Annotated in this window: 14 protein-coding genes and 1 pseudogene; 9 read left to right on the top strand and 6 right to left on the bottom strand. The window is 54.4% G+C overall.

Going from position 1 to position 16,753, the window contains the following annotated elements; all coding sequences use genetic code 11:
- Nucleotides 1-20: 20 nt before the first annotated feature.
- The 5 genes from lacZ to D9738_RS13035 form a co-directional block, all read right to left on the bottom strand.
- A complete protein-coding gene (gene lacZ / locus D9738_RS13055) occupies nucleotides 21-3,095 on the bottom strand; it encodes a beta-galactosidase (protein ID WP_130260340.1) in 3,075 nt (1,024 codons plus the stop codon).
- A 122-nt stretch (nucleotides 3,096-3,217) separates the two neighbouring features.
- The gene (gene lacI, locus D9738_RS13050; protein WP_130260339.1) at nucleotides 3,218-4,300 is read right to left on the bottom strand and encodes a DNA-binding transcriptional repressor LacI; all 1,083 of its coding nucleotides are present in this window, start codon (nucleotides 4,298-4,300) and stop codon (nucleotides 3,218-3,220) included.
- A 36-nt stretch (nucleotides 4,301-4,336) separates the two neighbouring features.
- The gene (locus D9738_RS13045; RefSeq protein ID WP_130260338.1) at nucleotides 4,337-5,290 is read right to left on the bottom strand and encodes a GlxA family transcriptional regulator; all 954 of its coding nucleotides are present in this window, start codon (nucleotides 5,288-5,290) and stop codon (nucleotides 4,337-4,339) included.
- Nucleotides 5,291-5,309: 19 nt separating this feature from the next.
- Nucleotides 5,310-6,086, bottom strand: coding sequence for an MBL fold metallo-hydrolase (locus D9738_RS13040; protein WP_130260337.1), 777 nt, complete (start codon nucleotides 6,084-6,086; stop codon nucleotides 5,310-5,312).
- Between the two features lie 114 nt (nucleotides 6,087-6,200).
- Nucleotides 6,201-7,034, bottom strand: coding sequence for a DNA-binding transcriptional regulator (locus D9738_RS13035; protein WP_240780586.1), 834 nt, complete (start codon nucleotides 7,032-7,034; stop codon nucleotides 6,201-6,203).
- Nucleotides 7,035-7,224: 190 nt separating this feature from the next.
- On the opposite strand from D9738_RS13035, the gene D9738_RS13030 reads away from it, so the two are divergent.
- From D9738_RS13030 to D9738_RS12995, 9 genes and pseudogenes are all read left to right on the top strand, one after another.
- On the top strand, nucleotides 7,225-8,889 hold the full coding sequence (locus D9738_RS13030; RefSeq protein ID WP_130260335.1) for a bifunctional 3-(3-hydroxy-phenyl)propionate/3-hydroxycinnamic acid hydroxylase: 1,665 nt from the start codon (nucleotides 7,225-7,227) through the stop codon (nucleotides 8,887-8,889).
- Nucleotide 8,890: 1 nt separating this feature from the next.
- The gene (mhpB, locus tag D9738_RS13025) at nucleotides 8,891-9,835 is read left to right on the top strand and encodes a 2,3-dihydroxyphenylpropionate/2,3-dihydroxicinnamic acid 1,2-dioxygenase (protein WP_130260334.1); all 945 of its coding nucleotides are present in this window, start codon (nucleotides 8,891-8,893) and stop codon (nucleotides 9,833-9,835) included.
- 17 nt (nucleotides 9,836-9,852) lie between these two features.
- On the top strand, nucleotides 9,853-10,719 hold the full coding sequence (mhpC, locus tag D9738_RS13020; RefSeq protein WP_130260349.1) for a 2-hydroxy-6-oxonona-2,4-dienedioate hydrolase: 867 nt from the start codon (nucleotides 9,853-9,855) through the stop codon (nucleotides 10,717-10,719).
- Nucleotides 10,720-10,728: 9 nt separating this feature from the next.
- Nucleotides 10,729-11,538, top strand: coding sequence for a 2-keto-4-pentenoate hydratase (gene mhpD, locus D9738_RS13015; RefSeq protein WP_130206145.1), 810 nt, complete (start codon nucleotides 10,729-10,731; stop codon nucleotides 11,536-11,538).
- Nucleotides 11,535-12,485 carry an acetaldehyde dehydrogenase gene (gene mhpF / locus D9738_RS13010; protein WP_130260333.1) on the top strand — a complete coding sequence of 317 codons (951 nt, stop codon included), beginning with the start codon at nucleotides 11,535-11,537 and terminating at the stop codon, nucleotides 12,483-12,485. Before mhpD ends, mhpF begins: the two co-directional genes overlap by 4 nt.
- The gene (mhpE, locus tag D9738_RS13005) at nucleotides 12,482-13,495 is read left to right on the top strand and encodes a 4-hydroxy-2-oxovalerate aldolase (RefSeq protein WP_130260332.1); all 1,014 of its coding nucleotides are present in this window, start codon (nucleotides 12,482-12,484) and stop codon (nucleotides 13,493-13,495) included. Before mhpF ends, mhpE begins: the two co-directional genes overlap by 4 nt.
- Before the next feature lie 62 nt (nucleotides 13,496-13,557).
- Nucleotides 13,558-13,728: pseudogene (locus tag D9738_RS25430) on the top strand (hypothetical protein); the annotation flags it as partial.
- 82 nt (nucleotides 13,729-13,810) lie between these two features.
- A complete protein-coding gene (gene mhpT / locus D9738_RS13000) occupies nucleotides 13,811-15,022 on the top strand; it encodes a 3-(3-hydroxy-phenyl)propionate transporter MhpT (RefSeq protein ID WP_130260331.1) in 1,212 nt (403 codons plus the stop codon).
- Between the two features lie 101 nt (nucleotides 15,023-15,123).
- The gene (locus D9738_RS12995) at nucleotides 15,124-15,663 is read left to right on the top strand and encodes a DUF2058 domain-containing protein (protein WP_130260330.1); all 540 of its coding nucleotides are present in this window, start codon (nucleotides 15,124-15,126) and stop codon (nucleotides 15,661-15,663) included.
- Nucleotides 15,664-15,889: 226 nt separating this feature from the next.
- On the opposite strand, the gene fghA is transcribed toward D9738_RS12995, so the two are convergent.
- Nucleotides 15,890-16,723 carry an S-formylglutathione hydrolase gene (gene fghA, locus D9738_RS12990; RefSeq protein WP_130260329.1) on the bottom strand — a complete coding sequence of 278 codons (834 nt, stop codon included), beginning with the start codon at nucleotides 16,721-16,723 and terminating at the stop codon, nucleotides 15,890-15,892.
- Between the last annotated feature and the right edge of the window lie 30 nt (nucleotides 16,724-16,753).

Below are 16,753 nucleotides of genomic sequence, written 5' to 3'. Positions count from 1 at the left end.
CATAGCCTGCCCGGTTATTATTATTTTTGGCACCAGATCAACTGGTAATGATAGCGACCTGCGCTCAGTTGAAATTCTGCCGACACTGACGGGCTCCAGGAGTCGTCGCCACCAATCCCCATATGGAAACCGTCGATATTCAGCCAGGTGCCTTCTTCCGCGTGCAGCAGATGGCGATGACTGGTTGCCATCAGTTGTTGTTGGCTGTAGCGGCTGATATTGAACTGGAAGTCGCCGCGCCACTGGTGTGGGCCATAATTCAATTCGCGCGTCCCGCAGCGCAGACCGTTTTCGCTCGGGAAAACGTACGGGGTATACATGTCTGACAATGGCAGATCCCAGCGGTCAAAACAGGCTGCAGTAAGGCGGTCGGGATAGTTTTCTTGCGGCCCTAATCCGAGCCAGTTTACCCGCTCTGCTACCTGCGCCAGCTGGCAGGTCAGGCCAATCCGCGCCGGATGCGGCGTATCGCTCGCCACTTCAACATCCACACTGATGACCATCTCACCGTGTCCATCAATCCGGTAAGTTTTCCGGCTGATAAATAAGGTTTTCCCCTGATGCTGCCACGCGTGGGCGGTCGTAATCAGCACCGCGTCGGCAAGTGTATCTGCCGAGCACTGCAACAACGCCGCTTCGGCCTGGTAATGGCCCGCCGCCTTCCAGCGTTCGACCCAGGCGTTCGGATCAATACGCGTTGCTTCACTTACGCCAATGTCGTTATCCAGCGGTGCACGGGTGAACTGATCGCGCAGCGGCGTCAGCAGTTGTTTTTCATCGCCAATCCACATCTGTGAAAGAAAGCCTGACTGGCGGTTAAATTGCCAACGCTTGTTACCCAGCTCGATGCAAAAATCCGTTTCGCTGGTGGTCAGTTGCGGGATGGCGTGGGACGCGTAGGGGAGTGTCACGCTGAGGTTTTCCGCCAGCCGCCATTGTTGCCAGGCGCTGATGTGTCCGGCTTCTGACCATGCGGTCGCGTTCGGTTGCACTACGCGTACTGTGAGCCAGAGTTGCCCGGCGCTCTCCGGCTGCGGTAGTTCAGGCAGTTCAATCAACTGTTTACCTTGTGGGGCGACATCCAGAGGCACTTCACCGCTTGCCAGCGGCTTGCCATCGAGCGCCGCCGACCAGTGCAGGATCTCGTTATCGCTATGACGGAACAGGTATTCGCTGGTCACTTCGATGGTCCGCCCGGATAAACGGAACTGGAAAAACTGCTGTTGGTGTTTTGCTTCCGTCAGCGTCGGATGCGGCGTGCGGTCGGCAAAGACCAGACCGTTCATGCAGAACTGGCGATCGTTTGGCGTATCGCCAAAATCACCGCCGTAAGCCGACCACGGGTTTCCGTTTTCATCATATTTAATCAGCGACTGATCCACCCAGTCCCAGACAAAGCCGCCCTGTAAACGGGGGTACTGACGAAACGCCTGCCAGTATTTAGCGAAGCCGCCAAGACTGTTACCCATCGCGTGGGCATATTCGCAAAGGATCAGCGGGCGCGTCTCTCCAGGCAGCGAAAGCCATTTTTTGATGGACCATTTCGGCACAGCCGGGAAGGGCTGGTCTTCATCCACGCGCGCGTACATCGGGCAAATAATATCGGTGGCCGTGGTGTCGGCTCCGCCGCCTTCATACTGTACCGGGCGGGAAGGATCGACAGATTTGATCCAGCGATACAGCGCGTCGTGATTAGCGCCGTGGCCTGATTCATTCCCCAGCGACCAGATGATTACGCTCGGGTGATTACGATCGCGCTGCACCATCCGCGTTACGCGTTCGCTCATCGCAGGTAACCAGCGCGGATCATCCGTCAGTCGATTCATCGGCACCATGCCGTGGGTTTCAATATTGGCTTCATCCACCACATACAGGCCATAGCGGTCGCACAGCGAGTACCACAGCGGATGGTTCGGATAATGCGAACAGCGCACGGCGTTAAAGTTGTTCTGCTTCATCAGCTGGATATCCTGCACCATCGTCTGCTCATCCATGACCTGACCATGCAGAGGATGATGCTCGTGACGGTTAACGCCGCGAATCAGCAACGGCTTGCCGTTCAGCAGCAGCAGGCCATTTTCAATCCGCACCTCGCGGAAACCGACATCGCAGGCTTCTGCTTCAATCAGCGTGCCGTCGGCGGTGTGCAGTTCAACCACCGCACGATAGAGATTCGGGATTTCGGCGCTCCACAGCGCCGGGTTTTCGACGTTCAGACGTAGCGTGACGCGATCGCTATAACCACCACGTTCATCGATAATTTCGCCGCCGAAAGGTGCGGTGCCGCTGGCGACCTGCGTTTCACCCTGCCATAAAGAAACTGTTATCCGCAGCTCATCGCGCAGTTCGCCGTACATCTGAACTTCTGCCTCCAGTACAGCGCGGCTGAAATCATCATTAAAGTGAGTGGCAACATGGAAATCGCTGATTTGCGTGGTTGGTTTGTGCAGCAACGAGACGTCACGGAAAATGCCGCTCATTCGCCACATATCCTGATCTTCCAGATAGCTACCGTCACTCCAGCGCAGCACCATCACCGCGAGGCGGTTTTCTCCGGCGCGTAAAAATTCGCTCAGGTCAAATTCAGACGGCAAACGACTGTCCTGGCCGTAACCGACCCAGCGCCCGTTGCACCACAGATGAAACGCCGAGTTAACGCCATCAAAAATAATTCGCGTCTGGCCTTCCTGTAGCCAGCTTTCATCAACATTAAATGTGAGCGAGTAACAGCCTGTCGGATTTTCTGCGGGAACAAATGGCGGATTGACCGCAATGGGATAGGTCACGTTGGTGTAGATGGGCGCGTCGTAACCGTGCATCTGCCAGTTTGAGGGGACGACGACAGTATCGGCGTCAGGAAGATCGCTCTCGAGCCAGCTTTCCGGCACCGCTTCTGGTGCCGGAAACCAGGCAAATTGCCACTCACCATTCAGGCTGCGCAACTGTCGGGAAGGGCGATCGGCGCGGGCTTCTTCGCTATTACGCCAGCTGGCGAAAGGGGGATGCGCCGCAAGGCGATTAAGTTGGGTAACGCCAGGGTTTTCCCAGTCACGACGTTGTAATACGACGGCCAGTGAATCCGTAATCATGGTCATAGCTGTATCCTGTGTGAAATTGTTATCCGCTCACAATTTCACACAACATACGAGCCTGACGCATAGAGTGTAAAGCCTGGGGGGCCTAATGAGTGAGCTGACTCACATTAATTGCGTTGCGCTCACTGTCCGCTTTCCAGACGGGAAATTTGCCTTGCCAGCTGCATTAATGAATCGGCCAACGCGCGGGGAGAGGCGGTTTGCGTATTGGGTGGCAGGGTGGTTTTTCTTTTCACCAGTGAGACGGGCAGTAGCTGATTTCCCTTCACCGCCTGCCCCTGAGAGAGTTGCAGCAAGCGGTCTACGCTGGTTTTCCCCAGCAGACGAAAATCCTGTTTGATGGTGGTTAACGGCGGGATATAACACGAGCTGTCTTCGGTATCGTCGTATCCCACTACCGAGATATCCGCGCCGACGCGCAGCCCGAACTCGGTAATGGCGCGCATTGCGCCCAACGCCATCTGATCGTTGGCAACCAGCATCGCGGTGGGAATAACGCCCTCATTCAGCATCTGCATGGTTTGTTGAAAACCGGACATGGCGCTCCAGTCGCCTTCCAGTTCCGCTATTGGCTGAATTTGATGGTGTTTGAGATATTTGTGCCAGCCCGCCAGACGCAGACGCGCGGAGACAGAACTTAATGGGCCTGCTAACAGCGCGATTTGCTGGTGACCTAATGCGACCAGATGATCCACGCCAAGCCGCGTACCGTCTACATGGGAAAAAATAATACTGTTGATGGGGGCCTGGTCAGAGACATCAAGGAATAACGCTGGCACGTTACCACAGGCGGCTTCCACCGCAATGGCATCTTGTTCATCCAGCGGATAGTTGATGATCAGACCGCTAACGCGTTGCGCGAGAAGGTTGTGTACCGCCGCTTTACAGGCATCGACGCCGCTTCGTTCTACCATCGACACCACCACGCTGGCACCCAGTTGGTCAGCGCGGGATTTAATCGCCGCGACAATTTGTGACGGCGCGTGCAGGGCCAGGCTGGAGGTAGCAACGCCAATCAGCAACGACTGTTTGCCCGCCAGTTGTTGTGCCACGCGGTTGGGAATGTAATTCAGCTCCGCCATTGCCGCTTCCACTTTTTCCCGCGTTTTCGCAGAAACGTGGCTGGCCTGATTTACCACGCGGGAAACGGTCTGATAAGAGACACCGGCATACTCTGCGACATCGTATAGCGTTACTGGTTTCACATTCACCACCCTGAATTCACTTTCTTCCGGGCGCTATCATGCCATACCACGGAAGGTTTTTCGCCATTCGGCGGGGCTGACGCCGAAGTGAGATTTAAAATGCTGACGCCAGGTCACAGGTGAGAGAAAACCCACCTCAGCCGCTATCCTCTCAACGGGCAACTGACTGGTTTCCAACAGTTCCTGGCTACGGCGTAAGCGTTCAGTGATGAGCCATTCGGCGATACTCGAACCGGTCGCTTTCATAAAATGACGGGTTAGCGTGCGGCGACTCATCATTACTCGCTGCGCCAGCGAGTCGAGATCATGCTGTTGCGCAATGTTTTGCCGCAGGTAATCCAGCAGGAGGTTAATGCGTTCATCATGGGTATTTTTCGGCACCGGTTGCTCTATAAACTGCGCCTGACCGCCGGTGCGATATGGCGGTACGACCATCCGTCGGGCAATATGGTTAGCATAGTCGCTGCCCAAATGTTGCCGAACAATATACAAACAGCAATCCAGCGCCGCGGCAGTACCGGCAGAGGTAATAATACCGTCATCGTCTACATACAACGCGTTAATATCCAGATATGTTTGTGGAAAACGTGCCTGAAATTCACGCTCGAACTCCCAGTGCGTGGCAGCACGCTTATTGTTCAGTAAACCTGCATAGCCGAGCACAAACGTGCCCAGGCAAAGCCCGACAATCTGTGCCCCGTTATCCCGTGCGGTCGTTAAGGCTTCCAGCAGCTTTTGTGGCGGTTTTTGTGTAATTGTTCCCCAGTAAGGAATTATCACAATATCCGCCTGGATGACTGCGGTATAGTCATGGGTGGCGGTTACGGAAAACCCATCGGCAGAGTCCACGTTTCCCAGATTTTCAGCGCAGATAATTACGTGAAAGCGTTTTTTCTCCGCCATTTTTTCGCTAAACACGATAAACGGTACGGAAAGGTGAAAAGGGCTAAAACCGGCAACGGCGATAATGGCAACAGTTAGCGGGCGCATAACACTCTTTATCTCCGAATTAGAATGTCAACGTTTCACCATCTTCTGGTACGTTCACAAATTCGATAATTTGATTATCTCTGGCGTATTCCTTGAGCGCATCACGCGTCAACAAACAGTGGTTTACGGCCTCCATATGTGTCGCGACAATTTGCGCTTCTGGCAGGGTAACATGTGTTTTGAGAATATCTTCTGCTCCCATAATTATCGCGCCATGCCCCAGAACATGCGCAAATCCGGCATTCAACACAACCACTTCTGGTTGGAAAGTTAGCATTGTAGACTCGACGTCGTCACGCCAGAGGGTATCGCCAGCCAGATAGAGCGTTTTCTCTGTCGGGTGCTGGAAAACAACGCCGCAGGCTGCGCCTAAACGCTTCGCCATAGCCGGGTCGGCATAGGTGCGATCGGAGCCGTGCTGCCCTGTCGTTTTATGCAGAGTTATATCACTAAATTTAGTCTCGTCGGTAAGTACGGTAAGATGCGTAAATCCTTGTTTATGCAGTGATTCAGCATCTTGCTCATTTTGCACATAAATCAGTTTATCTTTGGGGACGACGCGGGAGGCTGTTTCGTCCCAGTGATCTTCATGCAAATGAGTCACGATTAGGGCGTCAACGTTGAGTAACGTTGTTAAATCGCACGGTAATTCTACCGTTGGATTGCGGATTTCTGCGCGTGCAGTTCCGGCAAAACCCGGATAACTTCCTTGAGGCGCGAGTAACGGGTCGATAAGAAATGTTTTGCCAGCGTATTGGATAATTTGGGTGGCATTACGAATTTGAGTAATTTTCATGATTTGCTCCACATCACAGTATTGATGTCATTAGCGTAGCGTGCAGCCCGTACTGTGCATGTGGGCAAATGGGCGAATAACGATGAGAATGGGCCAAATTACACATTGACGTCGCTAGCGCAAATGCACGCCACTTTGCCGTCCGGCCACCAGAATAGCCTGCGATTCCACCCCTTCTTCAATCTGTTTTGCTACCCGTTGCAGCGCCGGAAGATGTTTTTCTGCCGCCTGTTCAATGGTCATCGCACTGGCCATATACACCAGATTCAAACAGCCAATCACCCGTTGTTCACTGCGCAGCGGTACGGCAATGGAGGCGATCTTTTCTTCTTGATCCCAGCCGCGGTAGTTCTGCCCGTACCCCTCTTTGCGTGCGCGCGCCAGAATGGCTTCCAGCTTTAACGGTTCCCGTGCCAGTTGATAGTCATCACCGGGGCGGGCGGCTAACATTTCGATTAACGCCTGGCGTTCTTGTTCCGGGCAAAAGGCCAGCCAGGTCAGGCCCGAGGCGGTTTTCAGGAGCGGTAAACGCCGCCCGACCATTGCCCGGTGAAAGGATAATCGACTGAAACGGTGAGTGGTTTCGCGTACCACCATTGCATCAACATCCAGCGTGGAAACATCTGTAGGCCACACCACTTCGCGCAATAGATCGCCCAGCAGCGGGGCCGCCAGCGCAGAAATCCACTGTTCGTCACGAAACCCTTCGCTTAATTGCCGCACTTTGATGGTCAGACGAAAACTGTCATCGGAGGTACTGCGCCGGACATATCCCTCTTCCAGTAACGTCTCCAGCAGTCGCCGCACAGTGGTGCGATGCAGACCGCTGAGTTCCGCCAGCAGCCCGACGCTGGCACCGCCGTCAAGTTTATTTAACATATTTAATAACATTAGACCGCGGGTTAATCCGCGCACGGTTTTGTATTCCGTCTGCTCATCGTTCTGCATATTAATTGACATTTCTATAGTTAAAACAACGTTGTGCACCTGGTGCACATTCGGGCATGTTTTGATTGTAGCCGAAAACACCCTTCCTATACTGAGCGAACAATAAAAAATCATTTACATGTTTTTAACAAAATAAGTTGCGCTGTACTGTGCGCGCAACGGCATTTTGTCCGAGTCGTGAGGTACTGAAATGGCAATACAACACCCTGACATCCAGCCTGCTGTTAACCATAACGTTCAGGTGGCGATCGCTGGTGCCGGTCCGGTCGGGCTGATGATGGCGAACTATCTCGGCCAGATGGGCATTGACGTGCTGGTAGTGGAGAAACTCGATAAGTTGATCGACTACCCCCGTGCGATTGGTATTGATGACGAGGCGCTGCGCACCATGCAGTCGGTTGGCCTGGTCGATAATGTTCTGCCGCATACTACGCCGTGGCATGCGATGCGTTTTCTCACCCCCAAAGGCCGCTGTTTTGCTGATATTCAGCCAATGACCGATGAATTTGGCTGGCCGCGCCGTAACGCCTTTATTCAGCCGCAGGTCGATGCGGTGATGCTGGAAGGGGTGTCGCGTTTTCCGAATGTACGCTGCTTGTTTTCCCGCGAGCTGAAGGCCTTCAGCCAGCAAAATGACGAAGTGACCTTGCACCTGAAAACGGCTGAAGGGCAGCGGGAAACGGTCAAAGCCCAGTGGCTGGTGGCCTGTGATGGTGGGGCAAGTTTTGTCCGTCGCACCCTGAATGTGCCGTTTGAAGGTAAAACCGCGCCAAATCAGTGGATTGTGGTAGATATCGCCAACGATCCGTTAAGTACGCCGCATATCTATTTGTGTTGCGATCCGGTGCGCCCGTATGTTTCTGCCGCGCTGCCTCATGCGGTACGTCGCTTTGAATTTATGGTGATGCCGGGAGAAACCGAGGAACAGCTGCGTGAGCCGCAAAATATGCGCAAGCTGTTAAGCAAAGTGCTGCCTAATCCAGACAATGTTGAATTGATTCGCCAGCGTGTCTACACCCACAACGCACGACTGGCGCAACGTTTTCGTATCGATCGCGTACTGCTGGCGGGCGATGCCGCGCACATCATGCCGGTGTGGCAGGGGCAGGGCTATAACAGCGGTATGCGCGACGCCTTTAACCTCGCCTGGAAACTGGCGTTGGTTATCCAGGGGAAAGCCCGCGATGCGCTACTCGATACCTATCAACAAGAACGTCGAGATCACGCCAAAGCGATGATTGACCTGTCCGTGACCGCGGGCAACGTGCTGGCTCCGCCGAAACGCTGGCAGGGTACGTTACGTGACGGCGTTTCCTGGCTACTGAATTATCTGCCGCCAGTAAAACGCTACTTCCTCGAAATGCGCTTCAAGCCGATGCCGCAATATTACGGCGGTGCGCTGGTGCGTGAGGGCGAAGCGAAGCACTCTCCGGTCGGCAAGATGTTTATTCAGCCGAAAGTCACGCTGGAAAACGGCGACGTGACGCTGCTCGATAACGCGATCGGCGCGAACTTCGCGGTAATTGGCTGGGGATGCAATCCACTGTGGGGAATGAGCAACGAGCAAATCCAGCAGTGGCGTGCGTTGGGCACACGCTTCATTCAGGTGGTGCCGGAAGTGCAAATTCATACCGCACAGGATAATCACGACGGCGTGCTACGCGTGGGCGATACGCAAGGTCGTCTGCGTAGCTGGTTTGCGCAACACAATGCTTCGCTGGTGGTGATGCGCCCGGATCGCTTTGTTGCCGCCACCGCCATTCCGCAAACTCTGGGCAATACGCTGAATAAACTGGCGTCGGTGATGACGCTGACCCGCCCTGATGCCGACGTTTCTGTCGAAAAGGTAGCCTAATATGTACGCTTATCTTCACTGTCTTTCCCATTCGCCGCTGGTGGGGTATGTCGACCCGGCGCAAGAGGTGCTCGATGAGGTCAATGGCGTGATTGCCAGCGCCCGCGAGCGTATTGCGGCTTTCTCCCCTGAACTGGTGGTGCTGTTTGCGCCAGATCACTACAACGGTTTTTTCTATGACGTGATGCCACCGTTCTGTTTAGGCATTGGGGCGACGGCAATTGGTGATTTCGGCAGTGCGGCAGGAGAGCTGCCCGTGCCTGTGGAGCTGGCGGAGGCTTGTGCGCATGCCGTCATGAAGAGCGGGATCGATCTTGCCGTTTCTTACTGTATGCAGGTGGATCACGGTTTTGCCCAGCCGCTGGAGTTCCTGCTTGGCGGGCTGGATAAAGTGCCGGTTCTGCCTGTGTTCATCAACGGTGTCGCCACGCCGTTGCCCGGTTTCCAGCGTACCCGCATGTTGGGTGAAGCCATTGGACGTTTCACCAGCACTCTCAATAAACGCGTGCTGTTCCTTGGGTCCGGTGGACTTTCCCATCAGCCGCCGGTGCCAGAACTGGCGAAAGCCGATGCCCATATGCGCGACCGTTTGTTGGGGAGCGGGAAAGATTTACTCGCCAGTGAACGCGAATTGCGTCAGCAACGGGTGATTAGCGCTGCTGAGAAGTTTGTTGAGGATCAGAGAACTCTGCATCCGCTCAACCCGATTTGGGATAACCAGTTCATGACTTTGCTGGAGCAGGGACGCATACAGGAACTGGATGCCGTCAGTAACGAAGAGCTTTCCGCCATTGCCGGAAAGTCGACACATGAAATCAAAACCTGGGTCGCCGCTTTTGCCGCTATTTCTGCGTTTGGCAACTGGCGTAGCGAAGGGCGTTATTACCGCCCAATCCCGGAGTGGATTGCCGGATTTGGCTCGTTAAGCGCCAGAACAGAGAACTGAATATGCAGGAGAAGATGATGAGTTATCAGCCACAAACCGAAGCCGCCACCAGCCGTTTTCTGAATGTAGAAGAAGCGGGTAAAACGCTGCGCATCCATTTTAATGACTGCGGACAAGGCGACGAAACCGTAGTTCTGCTGCACGGTTCCGGCCCGGGGGCTACGGGCTGGGCGAACTTCAGCCGCAATATCGATCCGCTGGTAGAGGCGGGCTATCGAGTGATCCTGTTGGATTGTCCGGGCTGGGGTAAGAGCGATTCGATCGTTAATAGTGGTTCGCGATCGGATCTTAATGCACGAATCCTGAAAAGCGTGGTGGATCAACTGGATATCGCCAAAATCCACTTGCTGGGCAACTCGATGGGCGGCCACAGTTCTGTGGCGTTCACCCTTAACTGGCCGGAGCGCGTCGGCAAATTGGTGCTGATGGGCGGCGGTACGGGCGGAATGAGTTTGTTTACGCCAATGCCAACCGAAGGTATTAAGCGACTGAATCAGCTTTATCGCCAGCCTACTATCGAAAACCTGAAGCTGATGATGGATATCTTCGTTTTTGATACCAGCGATTTGACCGACGCCCTGTTTGAAGCGCGCCTGAATAATATGCTGTCGCGTCGCGATCACCTGGAAAACTTCGTTAAGAGCCTGGAAGCCAATCCGAAACAGTTCCCGGATTTTGGTCCACGCCTGTCGGAAATCAAAGCACAAACCCTGATTGTCTGGGGGCGCAACGACCGTTTTGTGCCGATGGATGCGGGTCTGCGTCTGCTTTCCGGCATTGCTGGTTCTGAACTGCATATCTTCCGCGACTGTGGTCACTGGGCGCAGTGGGAACATGCCGACGCTTTCAATCAACTGGTGCTGAATTTCCTCGCGCGCCCTTAAGGAATGGTCATGACGAAGCATACTCTTGAGCAACTGGCGGCGGATTTACGCCGCGCCGCAGAGCAGGGCGAAGCGATTGCGCCGCTGCGCGATCTGATTGGTATTGAAAACGCGAAAGCCGCCTACGCCATTCAGCGCATCAATGTGCAACATGACGTCGCTCAGGGACGGCGAGTGGTGGGGCGCAAAGTGGGACTGACGCATCCGAAAGTGCAACAACAACTGGGCGTTGATCAACCGGATTTTGGGACGTTATTTGCCGATATGTGTTATGGCGATAATGAAACCATTCCTTTTTCCCGCGTCTTGCAACCCCGCATTGAAGCGGAGATCGCACTGGTTTTGAACCGCGATTTGCCCGCGACCGATACCACGTTTAACGAACTGTATAACGCCATTGAATGGGTACTTCCGGCGCTGGAAGTGGTGGGTAGCCGCATTCGCGACTGGTCGATTCAGTTTGTCGATACCGTCGCAGATAACGCCTCCTGCGGGGTGTATGTCATCGGCGGTCCGGCGCAACGTCCGGCGGGGTTAGACCTGAAAAACTGCGCCATGAAGATGACGCGTAATAACGAAGAGGTTTCCAGTGGGCGCGGCAGCGAATGCCTGGGACATCCGCTTAATGCCGCCGTCTGGCTGGCACGCAAAATGGCCAGCCTGGGTCAACCGCTGCGCGCCGGAGATATCATTCTTACCGGGGCATTAGGTCCGATGGTGGCGGTGAATGCGGGCGATCGTTTTGAAGCCCATATTGAAGGCATAGGTTCAGTTGCTGCGACATTTTCAAGCGCAGCCCCAAAAGGAAGTCTGTCATGAGTAAGCGTAAAGTCGCCATTATCGGTTCTGGCAACATTGGCACCGATCTGATGATTAAAATTTTGCGTCACGGTCAGCATCTGGAGATGGCGGTGATGGTCGGCATTGATCCTCAGTCCGACGGTCTGGCGCGTGCCAGACGTATGGGCGTCGCCACTACCCATGAAGGGGTGATCGGACTGATGAACATGCCTGAATTTGCTGATATCGACATTGTATTTGATGCGACCAGCGCGGGCGCGCATGTGAAAAACGATGCCGCTTTGCGCGAAGCGAAACCGGATATTCGCTTAATTGACCTGACGCCTGCTGCCATCGGCCCTTACTGCGTGCCGGTGGTTAACCTCGAGGCGAACGTCGATCAACTGAACGTCAACATGGTCACCTGCGGCGGCCAGGCCACCATTCCAATGGTGGCGGCGGTTTCACGCGTGGCGCGTGTTCATTACGCCGAAATTATCGCTTCTATCGCCAGTAAATCTGCCGGACCTGGCACGCGTGCCAATATCGATGAATTTACGGAAACCACTTCGCGCGCCATTAAAGTGGTGGGCGGCGCGGCAAAAGGGAAGGCGATTATTGTGCTTAACCCAGCAGAGCCACCGTTGATGATGCGTGACACGGTGTATGTATTGAGCGACGAAGCTTCACAAGATGATATCGAAGCCTCAATCAATGAAATGGCTGAGGCGGTGCAGGCTTACGTACCGGGATATCGCCTGAAACAGCGCGTGCAGTTTGAAGTTATCCCGCAGGATAAACCGGTTAATTTGCCGGGCGTGGGGCAGTTCTCCGGGCTGAAAACGGCGGTCTGGCTGGAAGTCGAAGGCGCAGCGCATTATCTGCCTGCCTATGCGGGCAACCTCGACATTATGACTTCCAGTGCGCTGGCGACAGCGGAAAAAATGGCCCAGTCACTGGCGCGCAAGGCAGGAGAGGCGGCATGAACGGTAAAAAACTATATATCTCGGACGTCACGTTGCGTGACGGTATGCACGCCATTCGTCATCAGTATTCGCTGGAAAATGTCCGCCAGATTGCCAAAGCACTGGATGATGCTCGCGTGGATTCGATTGAAGTGGCCCACGGCGACGGTTTGCAGGGTTCCAGCTTTAACTATGGTTTCGGCGCACATAGCGACCTTGAATGGATTGAAGCGGCGGCGGATGTGGTGAAGCACGCCAAAATCGCGACGTTGTTGCTGCCAGGAATCGGCACTATTCACGATCTGAAAAATGCCTGGCAGGCTGGCGCGCGGGTGGTTCGTGTGGCTACGCACTGTACCGAAGCTGATGTTTCCGCCCAGCATATTCAGTATGCCCGCGAGCTCGGAATGGACACCGTTGGTTTTCTGATGATGAGCCATATGACCACGCCGGAAAATCTCGCGAAGCAGGCAAAGCTGATGGAAGGCTACGGTGCGGCCTGTATTTATGTGGTGGATTCTGGCGGTGCGATGAACATGAGCGATATCCGCGACCGTTTCCGCGCCCTGAAAGCAGTGCTGAAACCAGAAACGCAAACCGGCATGCACGCTCACCATAACCTGAGTCTTGGCGTGGCGAACTCTATCGCGGCGGTGGAAGAGGGCTGTGACCGAATCGACGCCAGCCTCGCGGGGATGGGCGCGGGTGCAGGTAACGCGCCGCTGGAAGTGTTTATTGCCGCCGCGGATAAACTGGGCTGGCAGCATGGGACCGATCTCTATGCGTTAATGGATGCCGCTGATGACCTGGTGCGTCCGTTGCAGGATCGTCCGGTACGAGTCGATCGCGAAACGCTGGCGCTGGGGTACGCTGGTGTTTACTCCAGCTTCCTGCGTCACTGTGAAACGGCAGCGACGCGTTATGGCTTAAGCGCGGTGGATATTCTCGTTGAGCTGGGCAAACGCCGGATGGTTGGCGGCCAGGAGGATATGATCGTCGACGTGGCGCTGGATCTGCGCAACAACAAATAATGATGACTGCCGAGAACGTGCATTTTGTATGCCCATCCCAGGCATGATAAGACGCGCCAGCGTCGCATCAGGCGTCTGCGCACGACTGCCGGATGCGGCGTGAACGCCTTATCCGGCCTACGGATGGCGCGGGAATTTGTAGGCCTGATAAGACGCGTCAGCGTCGCATCAGGCATCTGCGCACGACTGCCGGATGCGGCGTAAACGCCTTATCCGGCTTACATTTCGCCCGCAGGCCGTCATTAAATGGTTCTGATTACGCGGCTGGCAATGTATCAGCCGCGATTCACCTGTACTCACAACGAGGTTCATCTTATGTCGACTCGTCTCCCTTCATCATCTTCATCCCGCCTGATGCTGACCATCGGGCTTTGTTTTTTGGTCGCTCTGATGGAAGGACTGGATCTTCAGGCGGCTGGCATTGCGGCGGGTGGCATCGCCCAGGCTTTCGCACTCGATAAAATGCAAATGGGTTGGATATTCAGCGGCGGAATACTCGGTTTGCTACCCGGCGCGTTGGTTGGCGGAATGCTGGCGGACCGTTATGGTCGCAAGCGCATTTTGATTGGCTCAGTTGCGCTGTTTGGTTTGTTCTCACTGGCAACGGCGATTGCCTGGGATTTCCCCTCACTGGTCTTTGCACGGCTGATGACCGGTGTCGGGCTGGGGGCAGCGTTGCCGAATCTTATCGCCCTGACGTCTGAAGCCGCGGGTCCACGTTTTCGTGGGACGGCAGTGAGCCTGATGTATTGCGGTGTTCCCATTGGTGCGGCGCTGGCGGCGACGCTGGGTTTCGCGGGGGCAAACTTAGCCTGGCAAACGGTGTTTTGGGTAGGTGGTGTGGTGCCGTTGATTCTGGTGCCGCTATTAATGCGCTGGCTGCCGGAGTCGGCGGTTTTCGCTGGCGAAAAACAGGCTGCGCCACCACTGCGTGCGTTATTTGCACCAGAAACGGCCACCGCGACGCTGCTGCTGTGGTTGTGTTATTTCTTCACTCTGCTAGTGGTCTACATGTTGATCAACTGGCTGCCGCTGCTTTTGGTGGAGCAAGGATTCCAGCCATCGCAGGCGGCAGGGGTGATGTTTGCACTGCAAATGGGTGCGGCGAGCGGGACGTTAATGTTGGGCGCATTGATGGATAAGCTACGTCCAGTAACCATGTCGCTACTGATTTATAGCGGCATGTTAGCTTCGCTGCTGGCGCTGGGAACGGTGTCGTCATTTAACGGTATGTTGCTGGTGGGATTCGTCGCGGGGTTGTTTGCGACAGGTGGGCAAAGCGTTTTGTATGCCCTGGCACCGTTGTTTTACAGTTCGCAGATCCGCGCAACAGGTGTGGGAACAGCCGTGGCGGTAGGGCGTCTGGGGGCTATGAGCGGTCCGTTACTGGCCGGGAAAATGCTGGCATTAGGCACTGGCACGGTTGGGGTAATGGCCGCTTCTGCGCCGGGTATCCTTGTTGCAGGGATGGCGGTGTTTATTTTGATGAGTCGGAGGTCACGAATGCAGCCGTGTGCTGATGCCTGACGTGCCTTATCAAGCAGGGGCGAAAGGGACTTGCCCCCAATACACCTACGGCGTTTACAGGTATACTCGCTAAAAATTATTCAGCGGGTTTGGAAACAAAGATGGCAAAACTTACCTTACAAGAGCAGTTGCTCAAAGCAGGATTAGTCACCAGCAAAAAAGCGGCGAAGGTCGAGAGAACGGCGAAAAAATCGCGCGTTCAGGCGCGTGAAGCTCGGGCGGCGGTAGAAGAAAATAAAAAGGCACAGCTTGAGCGTGATAAACAGCTTAGCGAGCAACAAAAACAAGCGGCGTTGGCGAAAGAATATAAAGCCCAGGTGAAGCAGCTTATTGAAATGAACCGAATCACCATTGCCAATGGCGATATTGGTTTTAACTTTACCGATGGTAATCTGATTAAGAAGATTTTTGTTGATAAGCTCACACAGGCGCAGTTGATTAATGGTCGTCTGGCGATTGCCCGCTTGTTGGTCGATAACAATAGCGAAGGTGAATACGCCATTATTCCCGCCAGCGTTGCCGATAAAATTGCTCAGCGCGATGCCAGCAGTATTGTGTTGCATAGTGCACTCAGCGCCGAAGAGCAGAATGAAGATGATCCGTATGCCGACTTCAAAGTGCCTGATGATTTGATGTGGTAAACATAGATAAGCCGTGCGCAGATGCCTGATGCGACGCTTTGCGCGTCTTATCAGGCCTACGGTTTACGGGCGAAATGTGGGCCGGATAAGGCGTTTGCGCCGCATCCGGCAGTCGTGCGCAGATGCCTGATGCGACGCTTTGCGCGTCTTATCAGGCCTACGGTTTATGGGCGAAATGTAGGCCGGATAAGGCGTTTACGCCGCATCCGGCAGTTGTGGGCTATGCTCAACGCATATTCAATTTATTGGCGTGGTACGCAATATGCTCGCCAATAAAACTGGAGACAAAATAATAGCTGTGGTCGTAACCTTCGTGATACCGGGTTACCGCCTTGATATTCATCTCCTGACAGACCTTTTCAAGATTTTGAGTCCGCAGCTGTTCCACGTAAAACTCATCACTCAACCCCTGATCAACCATTATTTCTGCAACGTGTTGACCTTGTGAAATAAGGCTCACCGGATCGTAATCCAACCAGGTTTCTTTATTTTCACCAAGATACGCGGCAAAGGCTTGCTGGCCCCACGGTACTTGCGAAGGGGAAACAATGGGCGAAAACGCCGAGACGCTGACATACTCATCTGGGTTACGCAGCGCCAGTACCAGCGCGCCCAGCCCGCCCATAGAATGACCTGAGATAGACTTTCTGGCCGTTGCCGGAAAATGTTGCATCACTAAATCCGGCAGCTCGCTGCGGATATAGTCATACATTTTGTAATGCTCTTTCCACGGCGCTTGCGTCGCGTTCAGGTAAAAACCAGCACCTTGCCCGAGATCGTAACGGTCGGCATCTGCGACATGACTGCCTCGCGGACTGGTGTCCGGCACAACAACAATAATGTTGTGTTCAGCCGCGTAACGCTGCATTCCCGATTTGGTAATGAAATTCTGCTCGTTGCAGGTCAGGCCCGAAAGCCAGTAAAGCACCGGCAATTTTTCACTCGCAGCTTTTGGTGGGAGATAGACGCCGACATTCATTTCACAATTCAGTGATTGGGAATAATGCCGATACACATTTTGCCAGCCGCCAAAGCTGGCATGTTTTTCAATGAGTTCCATCAGCCATTATCTCATGGTTAATTCCCCGGA

The sequence above is a fragment of the Escherichia sp. E10V5 genome (assembly GCF_004212315.1).
Taxonomy (GTDB): Bacteria; Pseudomonadota; Gammaproteobacteria; order Enterobacterales; family Enterobacteriaceae; genus Escherichia.
This window is presented reverse-complemented; position numbering and strand designations above follow the sequence as displayed.

What these genes read in the sequence shown, in the direction of transcription:
- D9738_RS13045 (WP_130260338.1), bottom strand. Translation starts at nt 5,290, where the DNA reads ATGCGCCCGCTAACTGTTGCCATTATCGCCGTTGCCGGTTTTAGCCCT.
- mhpE (WP_130260332.1), top strand. Translation starts at nt 12,482, where the DNA reads ATGAACGGTAAAAAACTATATATCTCGGACGTCACGTTGCGTGACGGT.
- mhpD (WP_130206145.1), top strand. Translation starts at nt 10,729, where the DNA reads ATGACGAAGCATACTCTTGAGCAACTGGCGGCGGATTTACGCCGCGCC.
- lacZ (WP_130260340.1), bottom strand. Translation starts at nt 3,095, where the DNA reads ATGACCATGATTACGGATTCACTGGCCGTCGTATTACAACGTCGTGAC.
- D9738_RS13035 (WP_240780586.1), bottom strand. Translation starts at nt 7,034, where the DNA reads ATGCAGAACGATGAGCAGACGGAATACAAAACCGTGCGCGGATTAACC.
- mhpC (WP_130260349.1), top strand. Translation starts at nt 9,853, where the DNA reads ATGAGTTATCAGCCACAAACCGAAGCCGCCACCAGCCGTTTTCTGAAT.
- D9738_RS13040 (WP_130260337.1), bottom strand. Translation starts at nt 6,086, where the DNA reads ATGAAAATTACTCAAATTCGTAATGCCACCCAAATTATCCAATACGCT.
- fghA (WP_130260329.1), bottom strand. Translation starts at nt 16,723, where the DNA reads ATGGAACTCATTGAAAAACATGCCAGCTTTGGCGGCTGGCAAAATGTG.
- mhpF (WP_130260333.1), top strand. Translation starts at nt 11,535, where the DNA reads ATGAGTAAGCGTAAAGTCGCCATTATCGGTTCTGGCAACATTGGCACC.
- mhpT (WP_130260331.1), top strand. Translation starts at nt 13,811, where the DNA reads ATGTCGACTCGTCTCCCTTCATCATCTTCATCCCGCCTGATGCTGACC.
- mhpB (WP_130260334.1), top strand. Translation starts at nt 8,891, where the DNA reads ATGTACGCTTATCTTCACTGTCTTTCCCATTCGCCGCTGGTGGGGTAT.
- D9738_RS13030 (WP_130260335.1), top strand. Translation starts at nt 7,225, where the DNA reads ATGGCAATACAACACCCTGACATCCAGCCTGCTGTTAACCATAACGTT.
- D9738_RS12995 (WP_130260330.1), top strand. Translation starts at nt 15,124, where the DNA reads ATGGCAAAACTTACCTTACAAGAGCAGTTGCTCAAAGCAGGATTAGTC.